Origin of the sequence: Nonomuraea sediminis (assembly GCF_018531495.1) — a bacterium.
GTDB lineage: Bacteria > Actinomycetota > Actinomycetes > Streptosporangiales > Streptosporangiaceae > Nonomuraea > Nonomuraea sediminis.
Map to the genome: position 1 here is coordinate 69,216 of NZ_JAHDTI010000016.1, position 15,599 is coordinate 84,814.

13 protein-coding genes are annotated in these 15,599 nt (G+C 69.3%); 2 read left to right on the forward strand and 11 right to left on the reverse strand.

Annotation, left to right across the window (positions count from 1 at the left end):
* Positions 1 to 71 precede the first annotated feature (71 nt).
* Complete coding sequence (locus KIK09_RS47335; protein WP_214326136.1) at positions 72 to 2,609, forward strand: PEP/pyruvate-binding domain-containing protein; 2,538 nt, start codon at positions 72 to 74, stop codon at positions 2,607 to 2,609.
* Positions 2,610 to 2,853: 244 nt separating this feature from the next.
* On the opposite strand, the gene KIK09_RS58650 is transcribed toward KIK09_RS47335, so the two are convergent.
* The 9 genes from KIK09_RS58650 to KIK09_RS47380 all read right to left on the reverse strand — a co-directional run bounded on the left by KIK09_RS58650 (position 2,854) and on the right by KIK09_RS47380 (position 12,986).
* Positions 2,854 to 3,759 (reverse strand): serine hydrolase, encoded by a 906-nt coding sequence (locus tag KIK09_RS58650; RefSeq protein ID WP_214326137.1) that lies wholly within the window; start codon positions 3,757 to 3,759, stop codon positions 2,854 to 2,856.
* Positions 3,760 to 4,095: 336 nt separating this feature from the next.
* Positions 4,096 to 5,040 carry a quinone oxidoreductase family protein gene (locus tag KIK09_RS47345; protein ID WP_214326138.1) on the reverse strand — a complete coding sequence of 315 codons (945 nt, stop codon included), beginning with the start codon at positions 5,038 to 5,040 and terminating at the stop codon, positions 4,096 to 4,098.
* A gap of 9 nt (positions 5,041 to 5,049) precedes the next feature.
* Positions 5,050 to 5,931: an alpha/beta hydrolase gene (locus KIK09_RS47350; protein WP_214326139.1), complete on the reverse strand. Its 882-nt coding sequence runs from the start codon at positions 5,929 to 5,931 to the stop codon at positions 5,050 to 5,052.
* Between the two features lie 92 nt (positions 5,932 to 6,023).
* Positions 6,024 to 7,418: an NAD(P)/FAD-dependent oxidoreductase gene (locus KIK09_RS47355; RefSeq protein WP_214326287.1), complete on the reverse strand. Its 1,395-nt coding sequence runs from the start codon at positions 7,416 to 7,418 to the stop codon at positions 6,024 to 6,026.
* 164 nt (positions 7,419 to 7,582) lie between these two features.
* Positions 7,583 to 8,368 carry an ABC transporter permease gene (locus KIK09_RS47360; RefSeq protein WP_214326140.1) on the reverse strand — a complete coding sequence of 262 codons (786 nt, stop codon included), beginning with the start codon at positions 8,366 to 8,368 and terminating at the stop codon, positions 7,583 to 7,585.
* On the reverse strand, positions 8,365 to 9,216 hold the full coding sequence (locus tag KIK09_RS47365) for an ABC transporter permease (protein WP_214326141.1): 852 nt from the start codon (positions 9,214 to 9,216) through the stop codon (positions 8,365 to 8,367). Before KIK09_RS47365 ends, KIK09_RS47360 begins: the two co-directional genes overlap by 4 nt.
* Positions 9,217 to 9,218: 2 nt before the next feature.
* Positions 9,219 to 10,412, reverse strand: coding sequence for an ABC transporter substrate-binding protein (locus KIK09_RS47370; RefSeq protein ID WP_250574938.1), 1,194 nt, complete (start codon positions 10,410 to 10,412; stop codon positions 9,219 to 9,221).
* Positions 10,413 to 10,457: 45 nt separating this feature from the next.
* Positions 10,458 to 11,525: an ABC transporter ATP-binding protein gene (locus tag KIK09_RS47375; protein ID WP_214326143.1), complete on the reverse strand. Its 1,068-nt coding sequence runs from the start codon at positions 11,523 to 11,525 to the stop codon at positions 10,458 to 10,460.
* Positions 11,526 to 11,552: 27 nt separating this feature from the next.
* Positions 11,553 to 12,986, reverse strand: a complete 1,434-nt coding sequence (locus KIK09_RS47380; protein ID WP_214326144.1) for a gamma-aminobutyraldehyde dehydrogenase — start codon at positions 12,984 to 12,986, stop codon at positions 11,553 to 11,555.
* A gap of 274 nt (positions 12,987 to 13,260) precedes the next feature.
* Between KIK09_RS47380 and KIK09_RS47385 the strand changes: the two genes are divergently transcribed.
* Complete coding sequence (locus tag KIK09_RS47385) at positions 13,261 to 13,755, forward strand: Lrp/AsnC family transcriptional regulator (protein ID WP_214326145.1); 495 nt, start codon at positions 13,261 to 13,263, stop codon at positions 13,753 to 13,755.
* On the opposite strand, the gene KIK09_RS47390 is transcribed toward KIK09_RS47385, so the two are convergent.
* Positions 13,752 to 14,396: a response regulator gene (locus KIK09_RS47390; protein ID WP_214326146.1), complete on the reverse strand. Its 645-nt coding sequence runs from the start codon at positions 14,394 to 14,396 to the stop codon at positions 13,752 to 13,754. The two genes, KIK09_RS47385 and KIK09_RS47390, sit on opposite strands and share 4 nt — an antisense overlap.
* A 3-nt stretch (positions 14,397 to 14,399) precedes the next feature.
* The gene (locus tag KIK09_RS47395) at positions 14,400 to 15,572 is read right to left on the reverse strand and encodes a sensor histidine kinase (protein ID WP_214326147.1); all 1,173 of its coding nucleotides are present in this window, start codon (positions 15,570 to 15,572) and stop codon (positions 14,400 to 14,402) included.
* Positions 15,573 to 15,599: the final 27 nt, after the last annotated feature.

A 15,599-nucleotide genomic window follows, 5' to 3' on the forward strand; every position in this document is an offset into this window, starting at 1 on the left:
GGGCTCGGGATAATTCATCGCATGTTGACTTCAACGGCGTTGAGATCTACCGTGAGGTTCAGGAGGCGGTCATGGATGTGATTCTGAAGTTCGCGGACATCGATGGTTCGATGCTCGATCGCGTCGGCGGCAAGGCGGCCAACCTCGGCGTTCTCACCCGGGCGGGCCTGCCGGTCCCCGATGGCTTCTGCGTGACGACCGACGCCTACCGTCTGGTCGCCCGGGGCGTCGACGTCACGGATGCGGCGACCGCCCGCAAGCAGATCCTCGAGACGGAGATCCCCGAAGCGCTGAAGGCGGCGATCACCGCCGAGCTCGACGGCGCCCCCGTCGCCGTGCGGTCGTCGGCGACGGCCGAGGACCTGCCGTACGCCAGCTTCGCCGGGCAGCAGGACACCTACCTGAACGTGATCGGCGCCGCCGAGGTGCTCGACGCGGTCCGCAGGTGCTGGGCCTCGCTCTGGACCGACCGCGCCTACGCCTACCGGGCGTCCAACGGCATCGACCATCGCACCGTGAGCCTGGCCGTGGTTGTGCAGCGAATGGTGCAGTCGGAGACCGCGGGCGTGATGTTCACCGCGAACCCGGTCACCGGCACCCGCCGCCGCGCCGTCATCGACGCCGCTCCCGGGCTTGGCGAGGCGGTCGTGTCGGGCGCGGTCAACCCCGACCACTTCGAGGTGGACCTCGACTCGGGCAGGATCCTGGCGCGCCACCTGGGTGACAAGCGGCTCGCCGTACGGTCGCTGCCCGGCGGCGGTGTCGAGCACGTCGACGGCGACGAGCTCGACACCCCCTGCCTCAGCGACGCGCAGCTGGGCGAGCTGGCCGCGCTCGGCGCGCGCGTCGAGCAGGTGTACGGCGCGCCGCAGGACACCGAATGGGCCTTCGACCCCGGCGGCAGGCTCTGGCTGACGCAGGCGCGGCCCATCACCACGCTGTTCCCGCTGCCGGAGGAGCACAGGGAGGGGCTGCGGGCCTACTTCTGCTTCAGCGTCGCGCAGGGCGTGTTCCGGCCGCTGACGCCGATGGGGATGGCCGCGTTCCGGGTGGTGTCGTCGGCGGTGTCGGAGCTGTTCGGGATCCCGGTGGCCGAGCCGCTCGCCGGGGCTGCCGCCTTCCGCGAGGCGGGCGGGCGGCTGTTCTTCGACTTCACCACGGTCATGCGCAGCCGCGTCGGCCGGGCGCTGGTACCGCGCGTGTTCGACCTGATGGAGGCCAGGTCGGCGCAGGTCATGCGGGGTATGTTCGACGATCCGCGGCTGAGCGTGACGATCACCTCGCGGCGGCCGTTCCTGCGGCGGCTCGCGCGGGTGCTGCTGCGCTACCGCGTCCCCGTCACGCTGCTGTCCGCGCTGGCGGACCCGGTGCGGGCCGACCGCCGCGCCCGCGCGCTGGCCGACGATCTCCTCCTACGGCTGGCGCCGCCGCCCGGCGCCTCCGTGGCCGAGCGCGTCGACCACGTGACCGGCGTGCTGGCCAACAGGACGCTGCCGGTGGTGCCGCGGATCTTCCCGGTGGCCGCGGGGGCGCTGCCGATGCTGGTGCTGGCCTCCCGGCTGCTCGGGGACCGGGCCACCGGCGACGAGCTGCAGACCGTGCTGCGCGGCGCGCCGCGGAACGTCACCACCGAGATGGACCTGGCGCTGTGGCGGCTGGCCCGGCGGGTGAGCCCCGAGTACCAGGCGCGCCTGCTGTCGGTGCCGCCCGCTGAGCTGGCCCGCGAGCCGCTGCCCGCCGAGGTGCGCGAGTTCCTGTCGGTCTACGGTGACCGTGCCGTGGCGGAGATCGACCTCGGGCTGCCGCGCTGGTCGGAGGACCCGACCCACGTGCTCGGCATGCTCGCCAATTACCTGCGGCTGGAGGATCCTGCGCTGGCCCCCGACGCGCTGTTCGCCCGCGGGGCCGCCGAGGCCGAAGCCATGATCGCGGAGCTTGGCCGCCGGGTGGGCGGCCTGCGGGGGCGGATCGTCCGCTTCGCGCTGGGGCGTGCCAGGGCGCTGGTCGGGGTGCGGGAGCTGCCCAAGTTCGTCCTCGTGCGGGTGTTCGCCGCGATGCGGCGCCAGCTGATGGAGGTGGGTGCCGAGCTGGCCCGGCAGGGGCTGCTGGCCGTACCGTCCGATGTGTTCTTCGTGACGCTCGCCGAGGCCCGCTCGGGGCGCGACCTGCGCGCGACGGTGGCCGAGCGGCGCGAGACCTACGAGCGGGAGCTGCGGCGCAGGCACGTGCCGCGGGTCATGCTGTCCGACGGCACCGAGCCCGAGGCGGTCGCCTCCGCCGACTCGCCCGAGGGCGCGTTGAAGGGGTCGCCCGCCTCACCCGGCCAGGTGACCGGCGTGGCACGGGTGGTCCTCGACCCGGTCGGCGCCCACCTGGAGCCGGGCGAGATCCTCGTCTGCCCGTCGACGGATCCCGGCTGGACGCCGCTGTTCCTCACCGCGGGCGGCCTGGTGATGGAGATGGGCGGGGCCAACTCGCACGGGGCGGTGGTGGCGCGCGAGTACGGCATCCCCGCCGTGGTGGGCGTGCCCCGGGCCACCGACTCCATCGCGACCGGCCAGACCGTCACGCTCGACGGCACGTCGGGCACGGTCATGCCCCTCGCCTGAGCGGGCTGTGGCGCCCCGAGGGGGTCGTCATCGGGACGCCACGCCACCCTCAAGGCGTTCCATCCCCGTTCCAGCCACACCACCCTCCGCCGTCCCGGGCAGACACCGCACCACCCTCCTGCCTGGCCGGGCGGGCACCGCACGACCTGCGGCTACCTCCCGGGTGGGTCTCCCCGTGGGGCGGAGATCGGACAGTCCCGATGTCCTGTTCCCGGAGAAGGTGAGCGGTTCCGCTGAGCGGGGTTCAGACGTAGGGGGTGCCGGAGCAGGGGCGGGTCTTGAGCTGGTGGAGGGATGACAGGCGGTAGCCGATGAGTTTGGCCAGGCCCTCGATGGCCTGGATGCCCTGGCCCTCGCCCGGCTGGAGGTCCGTCTGGATCGACAGGAGGAGGTCCCTGCCCGGGCCCGTGATGCGGCCGTAGCTGGTGACCGTCCAGGTGTGGTGGTCGAACGGGCGGGGCGTCCAGCCGTCCTTGAGCGCGATCTGGTCACCTGGACGGGCGGCTGCGCTGACGCCCCAGGCCTGGTCCGGCTCGACGCGGCTCATCAGGCCGAGCACCATGTCCCGGTGGGCGCGTGCCAGACCGTAGCCGCCCTTGACCAGCAGGCGCAGCAGCCGCACACGGTCGGCGGGGCTGGTGTTCGTGCCGCTCCAGAAGCGGTTCGACCCCGGCCGGGTCTGCCGCAGGCCCACCTGGCGGTAGAACCGGTTCATGCCGTATGCGGCGCCCACCCGGCTCCACAGCGCGTCGGCGGCCGCGTTGTCGCTCTCACTGATCATGCGGGAGGCCAGGTCGCGCTCCTCGGCGCCGAGCTTGCCGTGTCGCAGCAGCAGTGCGGTCAGGACGTCGACCTTGGCGCCGCTGGCCGTGATCATCTGATCCTCGTGCTCGCGATATCCCAGCGTGATCCCGGTGACCAGGTCGTGCGCGCTGTAGGCGATGCGGCCCGGCTGTCTGGCCACGTAGTCGGCGATCTCGCGTCGCAGGCGGGTGCGGGCCTGTGCCTCGGCCACCCGATCCCGATATTTCAGAACACAGTCACGGACCTTGGGCTCCTGCACGGCCGACGGTATCTCCAGGGCCCGCTCGGTCCCACACCCCGACACCACGACCAGAGCCGCCACCCCGGCCCACCACCGCACACGCACCGCGCCACCCCCGCGATCTTCACCGGGGGTTCGGATGATCTCCTGCCCATAAGATCCCCACGTCACACCCCAAAATCCCCCGCCCTACGGCACGCCCCACCACACCGTGCGGCCGCAGGCCCGAGAGGTGATCATACGAGCGCCCGACACCAGGACGCGGCACAACAGACACGAGACGCGGAGGGGAGGCGCGGGACCGCGAGGCGCAGGAGCGCGGGGCGCAGGAGCGCGGGGCGCAGGAGCGCGGGGCGACAAGCAGAGGGGGGCGAGGCGGGGCTGCGGGTGAGGGTGCGGGGAGGAGGGTGGGGGGTAGAGGGTGGGGGGTAGAGGGTGGGGTTAGGGGACTAGGACTAGTTTGCCGACGGTGCGGCGGGAGGCGAGGTCGGTCAGGGCCTTGGTGGCCTGGGAGAGGGGGTATTCGCCGCCGACGAGCGGGCGGAGGCGGCCGGAGGCCGTGAGGGACAGGAGTTCCTGCATGGGCGGCCCGTCGACCCCGCCCTCGGCGAGCAGCGGACGGAGCCAGAACCCGGCCACGCCGATGTTGAGCGCCGTGAGCCGGCCGGGCTCGACGGGTTGGGCGGCCTGCCCGGAGGACGACCCGTAGGTAATGAGGCGGCCGAAGGTGGTCAGGGCGCCCAGCGCGGCGTCGAAGACGAACCCGCCGACGGCGTCCAGGATGACGTCCGCCGCCCGCCCGCCGTTGGCCTCGATGATGCGTTCGGCGTACCCCTCGACCCGCCCGTCTATCGCGACGTCGGCCCCCAGCGAGGTGATCAGTGCCTGCTTGTCCATGGTCGAGGCGGTGCCGATGACGCGCCCGGCGCCGAACTCCTTGGCCAGCTGGATCGCAAGGCTGCCGACGCCGCCGGCGGCCGAGTTGACCACGACGGTCTCCCCTTCGCGCAGCCGGGCCGAGGAACGCAGCAGGTGCCAGGCGGTCAGCCCCTGCACGAGCAGCGCGAGCGCGGCCCCGCCGCCGAGGGTCTCGGGCAGCCAGACGGCGTCGCGCTCGGACAGCACGGCCTTGGAGGCGTACCCGTTGGCGGTGAACCCCATGACCCGCCGCCCGTCGCGGGTCCGCCCGACCACTTCCGAGCCGGGGATGTGCGGCAGGCTCTTGGGCGGCGAGTACAGCCCCGCGATCTGCCGGACGTCGGCGAAGTTGATGCCCGCCGCCTCGACCTCGACGAGGATCTGGCCGGGCCCCACCACCGGGTCGGGCAGCTCGACCTCCTCGAGGACCTCGGGACCCCCGAAACGAGCAAACTGGATAGCGCGCATGATTCCCCCTTACGAGGGGTTACCCAGGTTCTCCCGCATGAAGTCGGCGGTCGCCTCGACGGCCTGGGTGACGTACGGCTCGCGGTCGTAGAGGTCGACGTGCTGCTTGGCGTCCAGCCAGAGGAGCCGTTTGGGCTGGTCGAGGCGGCGGTAGGCCTCCTCGGCGCCCTCCGGCGAGCAGTAGGCGTCGACCACGCCGTGCACGATGAGGGCGGGCTTGGGCGACAGGAAGTCGGCGCCCATCATGTTGTCCACGGTGATCAGCTCGCGGATGCTGGCCCTGGTCACCTCGTTGCGCCAGGTCGCGCTCGCCCCGCGCGCGGTGCCGTAGTAGGCGTACGGCTCCTCGCCGGGCATCGCGACATCGCCGGAGCCCGGGGCGGCGACGGCGGGCAGGTACTCCACCGGCCCACCCAGGTCCTGCTGCTCCAGAACGCTGGCGAAGTCGCCGAGCACGGCCTGGTAGTCCATGCCCGACCGCATCGTGTACGGGTTGTTGTACGCGCCGGCGATGCCGGCGAACGCCCGCACCCGAGGGTCGAAAGCCGCAAATTTCAGGGCATATCCGGCGCCGAGGCAGATGCCCACCGCACCGATCCGATCCCGATCCACCTCAGGTCTGGAACGCAGGAAGGATACGGCCTGCCGTAGGTCCCGCAGCTTGCCCTGGGGGTCCTCGTGACAGCGCGGCTCCCCCGCCGACTCGCCCCAGTTGCGATGATCGAAGGCCAGCGTGGCGAACCCGTGCCCGGCCAGCCTCTCCGCGTACAGCCCTGTCACCTGCTGCCGCACGCCGGTGAACGGCCCGGTGAACACCAGCGCGGCCAAGGCCCCGTCGCCTTCCGGCACCCGCAGCTCACCCACGAGCCCATCGCCGAACTCCACTCTCATGTGACCATCCTCCCAGCGCCGGAGTGATGACCAGTGCGAGCGCCAGATCCTCCGAGTGCCTGCTGGGCGCGGAACGCCCAGCAGGCCGATCCTCAGGAGTCGAACCCGAGACCCATCCGGTCGAGCGTGCGCAGCCAGAGGTTGCGGCGCCCCTCGTGCTGGTCCGCCTGGGCGATCGACCAGCGGGTGAACTGGATCACCCCCGACCGCAGCGGCTCGGGCGGGAACGGCACAGGCTTCTCCCTGACCATCCGCAGTTGCGTGCGCGCCGTGGGCTCACCGGACAGCAGGTCGAGCATGACGTTGGCGCCGAACCTGGTCGCACCGACGCCCATGCCGGTGTAGCCGACGGCGTAGGCCAGCCGCCCGCCGTGCGCCTGGCCGAAGAAGGCGCTGAAGCGGCTGCAGGTGTCGATGACGCCGCCCCAACGGTGGGTGAAGCGGGCCTCCGACAGTTGGGGGAACGTCTCGTAGAAGTGCCCGGCCAGCTTGACGAAGGTGGCGTCGCGCTGGTCGTACTCCGGCTTGATGAAGCCGCCGTTGTAGTACACGGCGTCGTAGCCGCCCCACAGGATCCGGTTGTCGTCGGTCAGCCGGTAGTAGTGGAACTGGTTGGCCGCGTCACCGATCCCCTGCCTGTTGTGCCACCCGATGGCCGCCATCTGGTCCGGCGACAGCGGCTCGGTCATCAGCGCGTAGTCGTAGACCGGCACCACGAAGTGCTTGAGCCGGCGCAGCAGCGGCGGGAACACCCCGGTGGCCAGCGCCACCCGGGCCCCCGTCGCCGACCCGTGCGGGGTCCGCAGCGTCAGCGAGGTGCCGTCGTCGTGCATGGAACGCACCGGGCTGCGCTCGTGGATGCGCACCCCGAGCGACAGGCACGCCTCCCGCAACCCCCAGGCCAGCCGTGCCGGGTCCACCATGGCGCCGCCGGCCCTGTCCCACAGCGCGCCCAGGTAGGTGGGCGAGTCGACCTGCGCGCGCACCTGGTCCCTGTCGAGGAACTCGTAGTCGAGCCCGTGCTCGTCGATCACGTCCAGGTACTCGGTGAGCCCGTCGAGCTGCCACTGCTCGGTGGCGACGCTGAGCTCGCCGGTGCGCTCGAAGGAGCAGTCGATGCCGTAACGCCGCACGGTCTGCTCGATCTCGTCGAGGTTCTCCACGCCCATGCGCTCGAGCGTGTCGATCTCCTCCGGCCAGCGCTCGAGCCCGTTGTGCAGCCCGTGAGTGAGCGTCGCCATGCAGAACCCGCCGTTGCGGCCGGTCGCGGCCCAGCCGATCCTGCGCCCTTCCAGCAGCACCACGTCGAGCGACGGGTCGCGTTCCTTGGCCATCAGGGCCGTCCACAGGCCCGAGAATCCGCCGCCGACGACGACCAGGTCGGCGGTGGTATGTCCGATGAGCCGCGGCTGCGGCTCGGGTCTGGCCGGGCTGTCCAGCCAGTACGGCTTGCGCTCCGCATCAGCAAGCGCCTTCAGCGGATCCACAAATCCCACTTCCCTACGAAAAGTTATCCAATTTTCAACGAATTGCGGATCGTCATGAGGTGATCGCGCACGGGTTCCCCCCGCCGAAATCCGATCTCGCCTCCCTGTTCTTTGTCGGAGAAGGCCGAACCCCCCGCGGCGGGCGGGGGGTTCGGCGGAACACCTCAGGCGGAGCGGCGCCGCGCCATCACCGCGTTGGCGATGGCGATCAGCACACCGATCCCGAAGATCAACGTCCCCATCACGTTCACCTGCGGCGGGATCCCGGTCTTCACCGAGCCCACGATCCACAGCGGGAACGTCATGGTGGAACCGTTGACGAAGCTGGTCACCACGTAGTCGTCGATCGACAGCGCGAACGACAGCATCGCGCCCGCCGCCACGCCCGGCATGATCGCCGGCAGCGTCACCTGGTGGAACGTGCCCCACGCGCTGGCCCCGAGGTCCTTGGCGGCCTCCTCCATCGAGGGGTCGAGCGTGATCACCCGGGCCCGCACGGTCACGACCACGAACGACAGCGAGAACAGCACGTGCGCGATGATGATCGTGGTCGAGTCGCGCGGCACGTTGCCCGAGACGAACAGCGACAGCAGCGAGGCGCCCATGACCAGCTCGGGCGTGGAGATCGCGGCGAACACCAGGAAGTTGGTGGTCCCGTGCCCCCTGAACTGGTACCGGCCGACGGCCAGCCCCAGCATCGTCCCGATCACCACCGTGATGATGGTGGCCACTATCGCGATCAGTATCGAGTTGCGCAGCGCCGTGGTGAGCCCGTCGATCTCGAAGAGCTGCTGGTACCACTTGAGCGTGAAACCCTGCCAGCTGGTGTTCGACTTCGACTTCTTGTCGTTGAAGCCGAACAGGATCATCACGGCGATCGGCGACGACAGCCAGATGATCACCAGCCAGGTGTAGATGTGCAGCAGCTTGCCGCGCAGGGCCCCCCTCATCGCGCCGCCGCCTCAAGCACGTTCTCGGTCCCGAGTGCCCTGGCGTACAGGAAGATGCCCACCAGCAGGACCGCCATCAGCGTGAACGACAGCGCCGCGGCGGTCGGGTAGTTCAGGTTCGTCAGGTACTCGGTCTGGATGATGTTGCCGATCATCGTGTTGGAGGTGCCGCCCAGGATCTGGGCGTTGACGGGGTCGGCCACGGCCGGCACGAACGTCATCAGCACCCCGGCGAACACCCCAGGCAGCGACAGCGGCAGCACGACCCGCCGGAAGGCGGCGAAGCGGCCGCAGTACAGGTCGTAGGCGGCCTCGACCACCCGCGGGTCGACCCGCTCCAGCGCCACGTAGATCGGCAGGATCATGAACGGCAGGAAGTTGTAGGTCAGCCCGCCTATCACCGCCACCGAGGTGGCCAGCACGTGGAACTCCGTCGGCAGCAGCCCCGCGCTCTTCAGCGGCCCGAACAGGATGCCGTCATCGGCCAGCATGAACCCCCAGGAGATGGTCCGCAGCACGAACGACACGAAGAAGGGCAGGAGCAGCAGGAACAGGTACATCGACTTGCGTGCCCCGGCCTTGAACGCGATCCAGTACGCCACCGGGTACCCGATCACGAGCATGGCCAGGGTGGCCAGCCCGCCGTACACGAAGGAACGCACGAACTGGGTGCTGAACTGGCTGATGGCGTTGGTGTAGTTGCTCACGCTGAAGGTCATGGCGTAGCCGTCGATGGCGTTGCCGGTCTGCAGCGACACCGAGAGCATCGCCACCATCGGCACCACGAGGAAGATCGCCAACCACATCCAGCTCGGCAGCGCGAGCAGATAGGGGGTGAGACGTTTCATCACTATGCCTGGGTCACTGACTGGAAGATCGGATTGAACACCTGCTCCTGTGCCGTGGTCAGCTTGGTGTAGCCGCGCAGCTTGGCAAGGTCGGCCTCGGACGGGAACATCAGCGGGCTGTTGATCATCGCCTCCAGCGTCTCCTTGTCCTTGCCCGTCGCGGTGGTGGTCTTCTGCTTGAACACGTCCTGGACGCCATCGACGGGCGAGACGTACTGGATGAACGCGGCCAGTTCGGAGGCCGGGACGGGCTGGTAGAAGTAGTCCATCAGCGTGATCGCGTCGACCGGGTTGGCGGCGCCCTTCGGGATGAGCATGTTGTCGGTCCAGATCGTGCCGCCCTCCTGGGGCACCACGAACTTGACCGGCTCGCCCGCGATCTGGCGCTGGAAGACGTCACCCGACCAGGCCATGCTCAGCCAGATGTCGCCCTTGGAGACCGCGTCGATGTAGTTCTGCTGGTAGTACTTGCGGACCATGCCGGCGTCGCGCTGCTCCTTGAGCTTGGCGCCCGCCTTCTTCCAGTCCTCCTCGGTCGACTTCTCCGGGTCGATGCCCAGGGCGAACATGCCGAAGTTGGCGATCTCCTGGGGATCGTCCATCATCCCGACCCGGCCCTTGTACTTGGGGTCCCAGAGCGAGTTGATGCTGGTGATGTCTTCCGTGACGTACTTGGTGTTCCACGCGATGCCCGTGACGCCGGAGGCGTAGGGCATGGTGAGTTTGTTGCCCGGGTCGTAGCTGCGGTTCTTGAACTTCTCACCGGCGTTGGCGAAGAAGTTCGGCATCTTCGACGGGTCGAGCGGGACGATGTAGCCCAGGTCCATCATGTGCTGGAGCTGGGTGCCGTTGGTCATGACGACGATGTCGTACCCGAGCGACTGTCCAGCGCGGAGCACCGGGTCGGACTTGCCGAAGAACTCGGCGTTGTCCTGGATGACCTCCTTGTACTCCACGGAGATGCCGGTGTTCTTCGTGAATTCCTTCAGCGGAGCCTGGTCCTGCGGCATGTACTCGGGCCAGTTGGCGAAGACCAGGTGCCCGTGCTTCTGCTGCTTGGCCCAGTATTCCTTGACCGCGTCGGCCTTGGGCGGAGCCGCCTTCTGTCCCTGGACACCGCACGCCGCCATGGCGAGCCCTGCTGCGGAGAAGCCGGCGACCCTGAAGAAGTCACGGCGGGTCCGGGATTGCGTCATGCCCCGCAGGAAAGCGGGGTCGTTCCTGAAGTCCATGAGCGACTGTCAACTTCCAATCACGTATGAATGCTGCGCCTGCCACGAAAGCCAGACGGAGTCGCCCCGCTCCGCGGTGATCGAGGAGTCGTGCGCATTCTGCTGGAACACCGTGATCTCGCCCCCGTCGGGCAAAGCAACGGTGTAACTGTTATATGTCCCCAGATAGACCAGCTCAGAAACGGTGCCGGCCACCGTGCTCAGCTCTCCCTCGGGTTCTTCCGTGGAGATGGTGATCTTCTCGGGGCGTACGGTGACCGTCACGTCGCCGTCACGTCCGGGGACCAGAACGCGGCCGCCGCCGATCTTCAGCACGCCGGACGTTGCGGTCCCGGCGAGAAGGTTGGAGGTGCCGATGAAGCCGGCCACGAACGCCGTGGAGGGCCTCTCATAGATCTCTCGCGGGTTGGCGAGTTGCTCGACCAGGCCGTCGTTCATGACAGCGATCCGGTCGCTCATGGTCAGGGCTTCGCCCTGGTCGTGCGTGACATACACGAACGTGATGCCGACCTCGCGCTGAATGCGCTTGAGCTCGATCTGCATGGCCTGACGCAGTTTGAGGTCCAGCGCGCCGAGCGGCTCGTCGAGCAGCAGCGCCCTGGGCTTGTTCACCAGGGCCCTGGCAAGCGCGACACGTTGCTGCTGGCCGCCGGACATCTCGCGCGGCATGCGCCGCTCGCGCCCGGTCAGGGCCACGATCTCCAGCATCTCGGCGACCCGCCGCTGGATCTCTGCGGAGTCGACCTTGCGCTGCTTGAGCCCGAAGGCCACGTTGTCCCACACGTTCATGTGCGGGAACAGCGCGTAGGACTGGAAGACCATGTTCACGTCCCGCTTGTTCGGCGGGATGTTGGTGACGTCCTTCCCGTGCAGCTTGACCACGCCTCGCGAGGGGTCCTCGAACCCCGCGATCATCCGCATGGTCGTGGTCTTGCCGCAACCGGAGGGGCCGAGGAGGGAGAAGAACTCCCCCTCGGCTATGTCGAGCGTTACGCCCTTGACAGCCTGAACGACCTCGCCGTGAGAGGTGAACTCCTTGACGACGTCTTCTAGCTCGATGGCAGATAGATCGGTCATATCCAGGCTTATCCCAACTTATCTTTGCTATTCGCCGATGAAGTGCATGATGTGCTTGACCCTGGTGTAGTCGTGCAGACCGAACACCGAAAGGTCCTTTCCGTATCCCGAGTGCTTGAAGCCGCCGTGCGGCATCTCGCTGACGAACGGGATGTGCGTGTTCACCCAGACCACGCCGAAGTCGAGCTTGTTCGACATCCGCATCGCCCGGCCGTGGTCGGACGTCCAGACCGAGCTGCTCAGTCCGTACTGTACGTCGTTGGCCTTAAGCAGAGCGTCAGCCTCGTCGGTGAACGTCTGGACGGTGATGACGGGCCCGAAGACCTCGTGCTGCACCATCTCGTCGTCCTGCTTGAGACCGTCGATGATGGTCGGGGCGAAGAAGTATCCCTTGTCGCCGACCCGGTGGCCGCCGGTGAGGACCTTGGCGTGCGCCGGGGTCCTCTCGACGAAGCCCTCGACCCGGGCGAGCTGGTTGGCGTTGTTGAGCGGGCCGTACAGAGCTTCCTCGTTGGACAGGTCACCGGTCACCGTACCCGCGGCGGCCTCGGTGAGCGCTGCCACGAACTCGTCGTGCACGCTCTCCTGTACCAGCACGCGGCAGGCGGCGGTGCAGTCCTGCCCCGCGTTGTAGAGGCCCGCGGTGGCGATGTCGCCGGCGGCCTTCTTCAGGTCCTTGACGTCCTCGAAGACCACGACGGGCGCCTTGCCGCCGAGCTCGAGGTGCACCCGCTTGAGATCCTCGGCCGCGCTCTTGGCCACCGCCATGCCAGCGCCGACGGAGCCGGTGATGGCCACCATCGAGGCGGTCGGGTGGCCGACGACCAGGGCGCCGGTCTCCCTGTCGCCGGTGACGACGTTGAAGACGCCGGGCGGGAGCACGCTGCCGACGATCTCGGCGAGCTTGACCGTGGAAGCCGGCGTGGTGTCCGACGGCTTGAGCACGATCGTGTTGCCCGCGGCGAGCGCCGGAGCGATCTTCCAGACCGCCATCATCATCGGGTAGTTCCACGGCGTGACCTGACCGATGACACCGACAGGCTCGTGCCGGATGACGCTGGTGTGGTCGGCGAGGAACTCCCCGGACGTGGGCCCCTCGAGCGTGCGGGCGGCGCCGGCGAAGAAGCGGAAGTGGTCGGCCGCGAGCGGCGTCTCGTCCTCGGCCATCCTGGCCCGAGGCTTGCCGGTGTTCCTGCACTCCGCGTCGTTGATCTCGTCGGCTCGCGCGTCGATGGCGTCGGCGACCTTGAGGAGCAGGTTGGCCCGCTCGCCCGGTGTGGTCTGGCCCCACGACTCGAACGCGGCTGCCGCGGCGGCGTAGGCGGCGTCCACGTCCTCCGCACCGGAGATCGGGGCCTGAAGGTAGGCCTCGCCCGTGCAGGGGTCGATGACGTCGGAGTAACGCCCGCTCTTGGCGTCCACGAACTCACCGCTGATGAAGTTCTGCAGACGGGTGGTCACGCGCCCTCCTTCGTCGGTCCCATGACCAAGGTCACGTATTTAATTTTGACCTCGGCGAGCTCGGTCAAGACGACCTCCTGGTGAGGTGGCTGAGATGCCGCGACTCTTACAGAGCAGACGCATCTCGACAAGGGATTTCGTGGTGAAGATATCAAATTGCTACGAATTCGCTTGACAGAGCGCCCAGAACTGACAACATGTCGCAGCAGGACGGCAACGAAGCGGGAACGCGAACGTAACGCCGGACCGATAGCCAGCAGGAGGACCCCTCGCAATGACGACGCCGCCCCGCGTACGCCGCAACAACGACGCTTCCCCCGCGGCGTTCGTGCTCGACGAGCTGTCCAAGCAGATCATCGAGCAGCTGCAGGGAGACGGCCGCAAGCCCTACGCGGCCATCGGCAAGGCCGTCGGCCTGTCCGAGGCCGCGGTACGCCAGCGTGTGCAGCGCCTTCAGGATGCCGGGGTCATGCAGATCGTGGCCGTCACCGACCCGCTCACGCTGGGCTTCCCCCGCCAGGCGATGATCGGCGTGAACTGCGAGGGCGACCTGGAGTCCGTGGCCGACGAGCTCGCGGCCATCGAGGAGATCGACTACGTGGTGCTGACCGCGGGCTCCTTCGACGTGATCGTCGAGGTGGTCTGCGAGGGCGACGCCCACTTGTTGGAAATTCTTAGCAAAATTCGGGCAATCCCGGCCGTTCGCGCCACGGAGTCCTTCGTCTACCTGAAGCTGCGCAAGCAGACCTACTCCTGGGGCACCCGCTAGACCAGCCCGGCGTCGTGGGCGATCAGCCCCGCCTGGGTGCGGTTGGCGCAGCCCAGCTTGTCCAGCATGCGTGACACGTATCCCTTGATCGTGGCCTCCGCCAGGTAGAGCCTGCCGGCGATCTGCGCGTTCGACAGCCCCTTGCCCAGCAGCGCCAGGACCTCGATCTCCCGTTCGGTGAGCGAACCGACCAGCTGCCTGGCCCGGTCGCCGGCCGTGTGCGTCTCGGCGGAGGCCGCGATGAGGCGGCGGGCGGCGGCGGGCGACAGCACCGTGTGGCCCTCGGCCGCCACCCTGACCAGCCCGATCAGCTCCTCCGGCGGGGTGGACTTGACCAGGAACCCCGACGCGCCCGCCCGCAGCGCGCGCAGCACGTACTGATCGGCGTCGAAGGTGGTCAGCACCACGATCGGCGGCGGATCGGGGAGCCGGCCGAGCCGCTCGATCGCGGTGATGCCGTCCACGCCCGGCATGCGCAGGTCCATCAGCACCACGTCGGGCCGCTGCCTGACGACCTCCTCGACCCCGGCGGCGCCGTCGTGCGCCTGGCCGACCACCTCGATGTCGCCCGAGGCGCCCAGGATCGTGCTCAGGAACCGGCACACCATCGGCTCGTCGTCGACCACCACCACACGGATCACGGGCTACACCCCGGTCGGAACGTAGGCGGGCAGGGTGGCCTCCAGCCGGAAGCCGCCGTCGGGCTCGCGCCCCGCGCGCAGCGTGCCGTGCACGACCTCGATGCGCTGGCGCAGGCCCGCGATGCCGAGCCCCGACCCGGTGCCGGCCAGCTCGCCGGGTGCCCGGGTGGGCGGGGTGTTGCGGATCGACAGGCGCACCTGCGCCTCGCCGTACTCGACGCGGACGGTCACTTGCGCGCCCGGGGCGTGCTTGCGCACGTTGGTCAGCCCCTCCCTGACGATGCGGTAGGCGGTGCGCCCGACGACGGGCGAGGCCAGCGCCGGGTCGCCCTCCTCGACGAGCTCGGCCGGGTTGCCGACCGCCGTGGACTCGGCCACGAGCGTGGCGAAGCCCGCCACCGACGGCGTCTCCTCGCCCTCTGGCGCCGTGCGCAGGATACCGACCAGGTCACGCAGCTCGTCCAGCGCCTGGACGCCGGCCGCCCGCAGCTCCTCGGCCTGCCTGCGGGTCTCCTCGTCGCCCGCGGTCATGCGCAGCGCGCCCGCCTGCAGCACCATCAGGCTGACCCGGTGGGTGACCACGTCGTGCATCTCGCCGGCCAGGCGGGCCCGCTCCTCGGTGCGGGCCTGCTCGGCCAGCAGGTGACGTTCGCGTTCCGCCCGTTCCGCGCGCTCGGTCAGCGCCAGCACCAGGCGCCTGCGGGCGTCGAAGTAGAGCGCGAGCAGCGGGCCGACGGCGACGCGGCCCACGCCGAGCGTGATGATCATCACGGACGGCTGCCACGGGCGCACGACGATCAGCGTGAGGACGGCGAGCGCGAGGACGGACCTGCGGCGGTTCTCGCCGCAGTAGAAGAGCGGGCCGTAGGCGGCCAGCGACGTGGCCAACGGCGCCCACACCCTGTCGGGGTCGGCCGGGACGATCACGCCGAACGGCCAGATCAGCAGCGTCACGACCAGGGTGTACGCGGCCAGTACGGCCAGCACGGTGAGCGGCGCCTTGCGCCGCGCCGCCAGCGACAGGCAGGCGAGCGCCTGCACGCCGAGCAGGACCCAGGCCGGCGTGCCGGGCTTCTCCGGCCACCAGGACGCGTACGTCAGCGTGAGGAAGGTGTCCAGCAGCGCGAAGGCGATGGCGATCGCCACATCCACGGCGAGCCAGTGCCTGCGCATCATGCCGCCAACGCTATGACATCGAGTGAA

Bases quoted from the DNA above. Each gene is read 5' to 3' on its own strand.
- KIK09_RS47395 (WP_214326147.1), bottom strand. From the start codon at position 15,572: ATGATGCGCAGGCACTGGCTCGCCGTGGATGTGGCGATCGCCATCGCC.
- KIK09_RS47370 (WP_250574938.1), bottom strand. From the start codon at position 10,412: ATGACGCAATCCCGGACCCGCCGTGACTTCTTCAGGGTCGCCGGCTTC.
- KIK09_RS47365 (WP_214326141.1), bottom strand. From the start codon at position 9,216: ATGAAACGTCTCACCCCCTATCTGCTCGCGCTGCCGAGCTGGATGTGG.
- KIK09_RS47385 (WP_214326145.1), top strand. From the start codon at position 13,261: ATGACGACGCCGCCCCGCGTACGCCGCAACAACGACGCTTCCCCCGCG.
- KIK09_RS47335 (WP_214326136.1), top strand. From the start codon at position 72: ATGGATGTGATTCTGAAGTTCGCGGACATCGATGGTTCGATGCTCGAT.
- KIK09_RS47350 (WP_214326139.1), bottom strand. From the start codon at position 5,931: ATGAGAGTGGAGTTCGGCGATGGGCTCGTGGGTGAGCTGCGGGTGCCG.
- KIK09_RS47345 (WP_214326138.1), bottom strand. From the start codon at position 5,040: ATGCGCGCTATCCAGTTTGCTCGTTTCGGGGGTCCCGAGGTCCTCGAG.
- KIK09_RS47360 (WP_214326140.1), bottom strand. From the start codon at position 8,368: ATGAGGGGGGCCCTGCGCGGCAAGCTGCTGCACATCTACACCTGGCTG.
- KIK09_RS47375 (WP_214326143.1), bottom strand. From the start codon at position 11,525: ATGACCGATCTATCTGCCATCGAGCTAGAAGACGTCGTCAAGGAGTTC.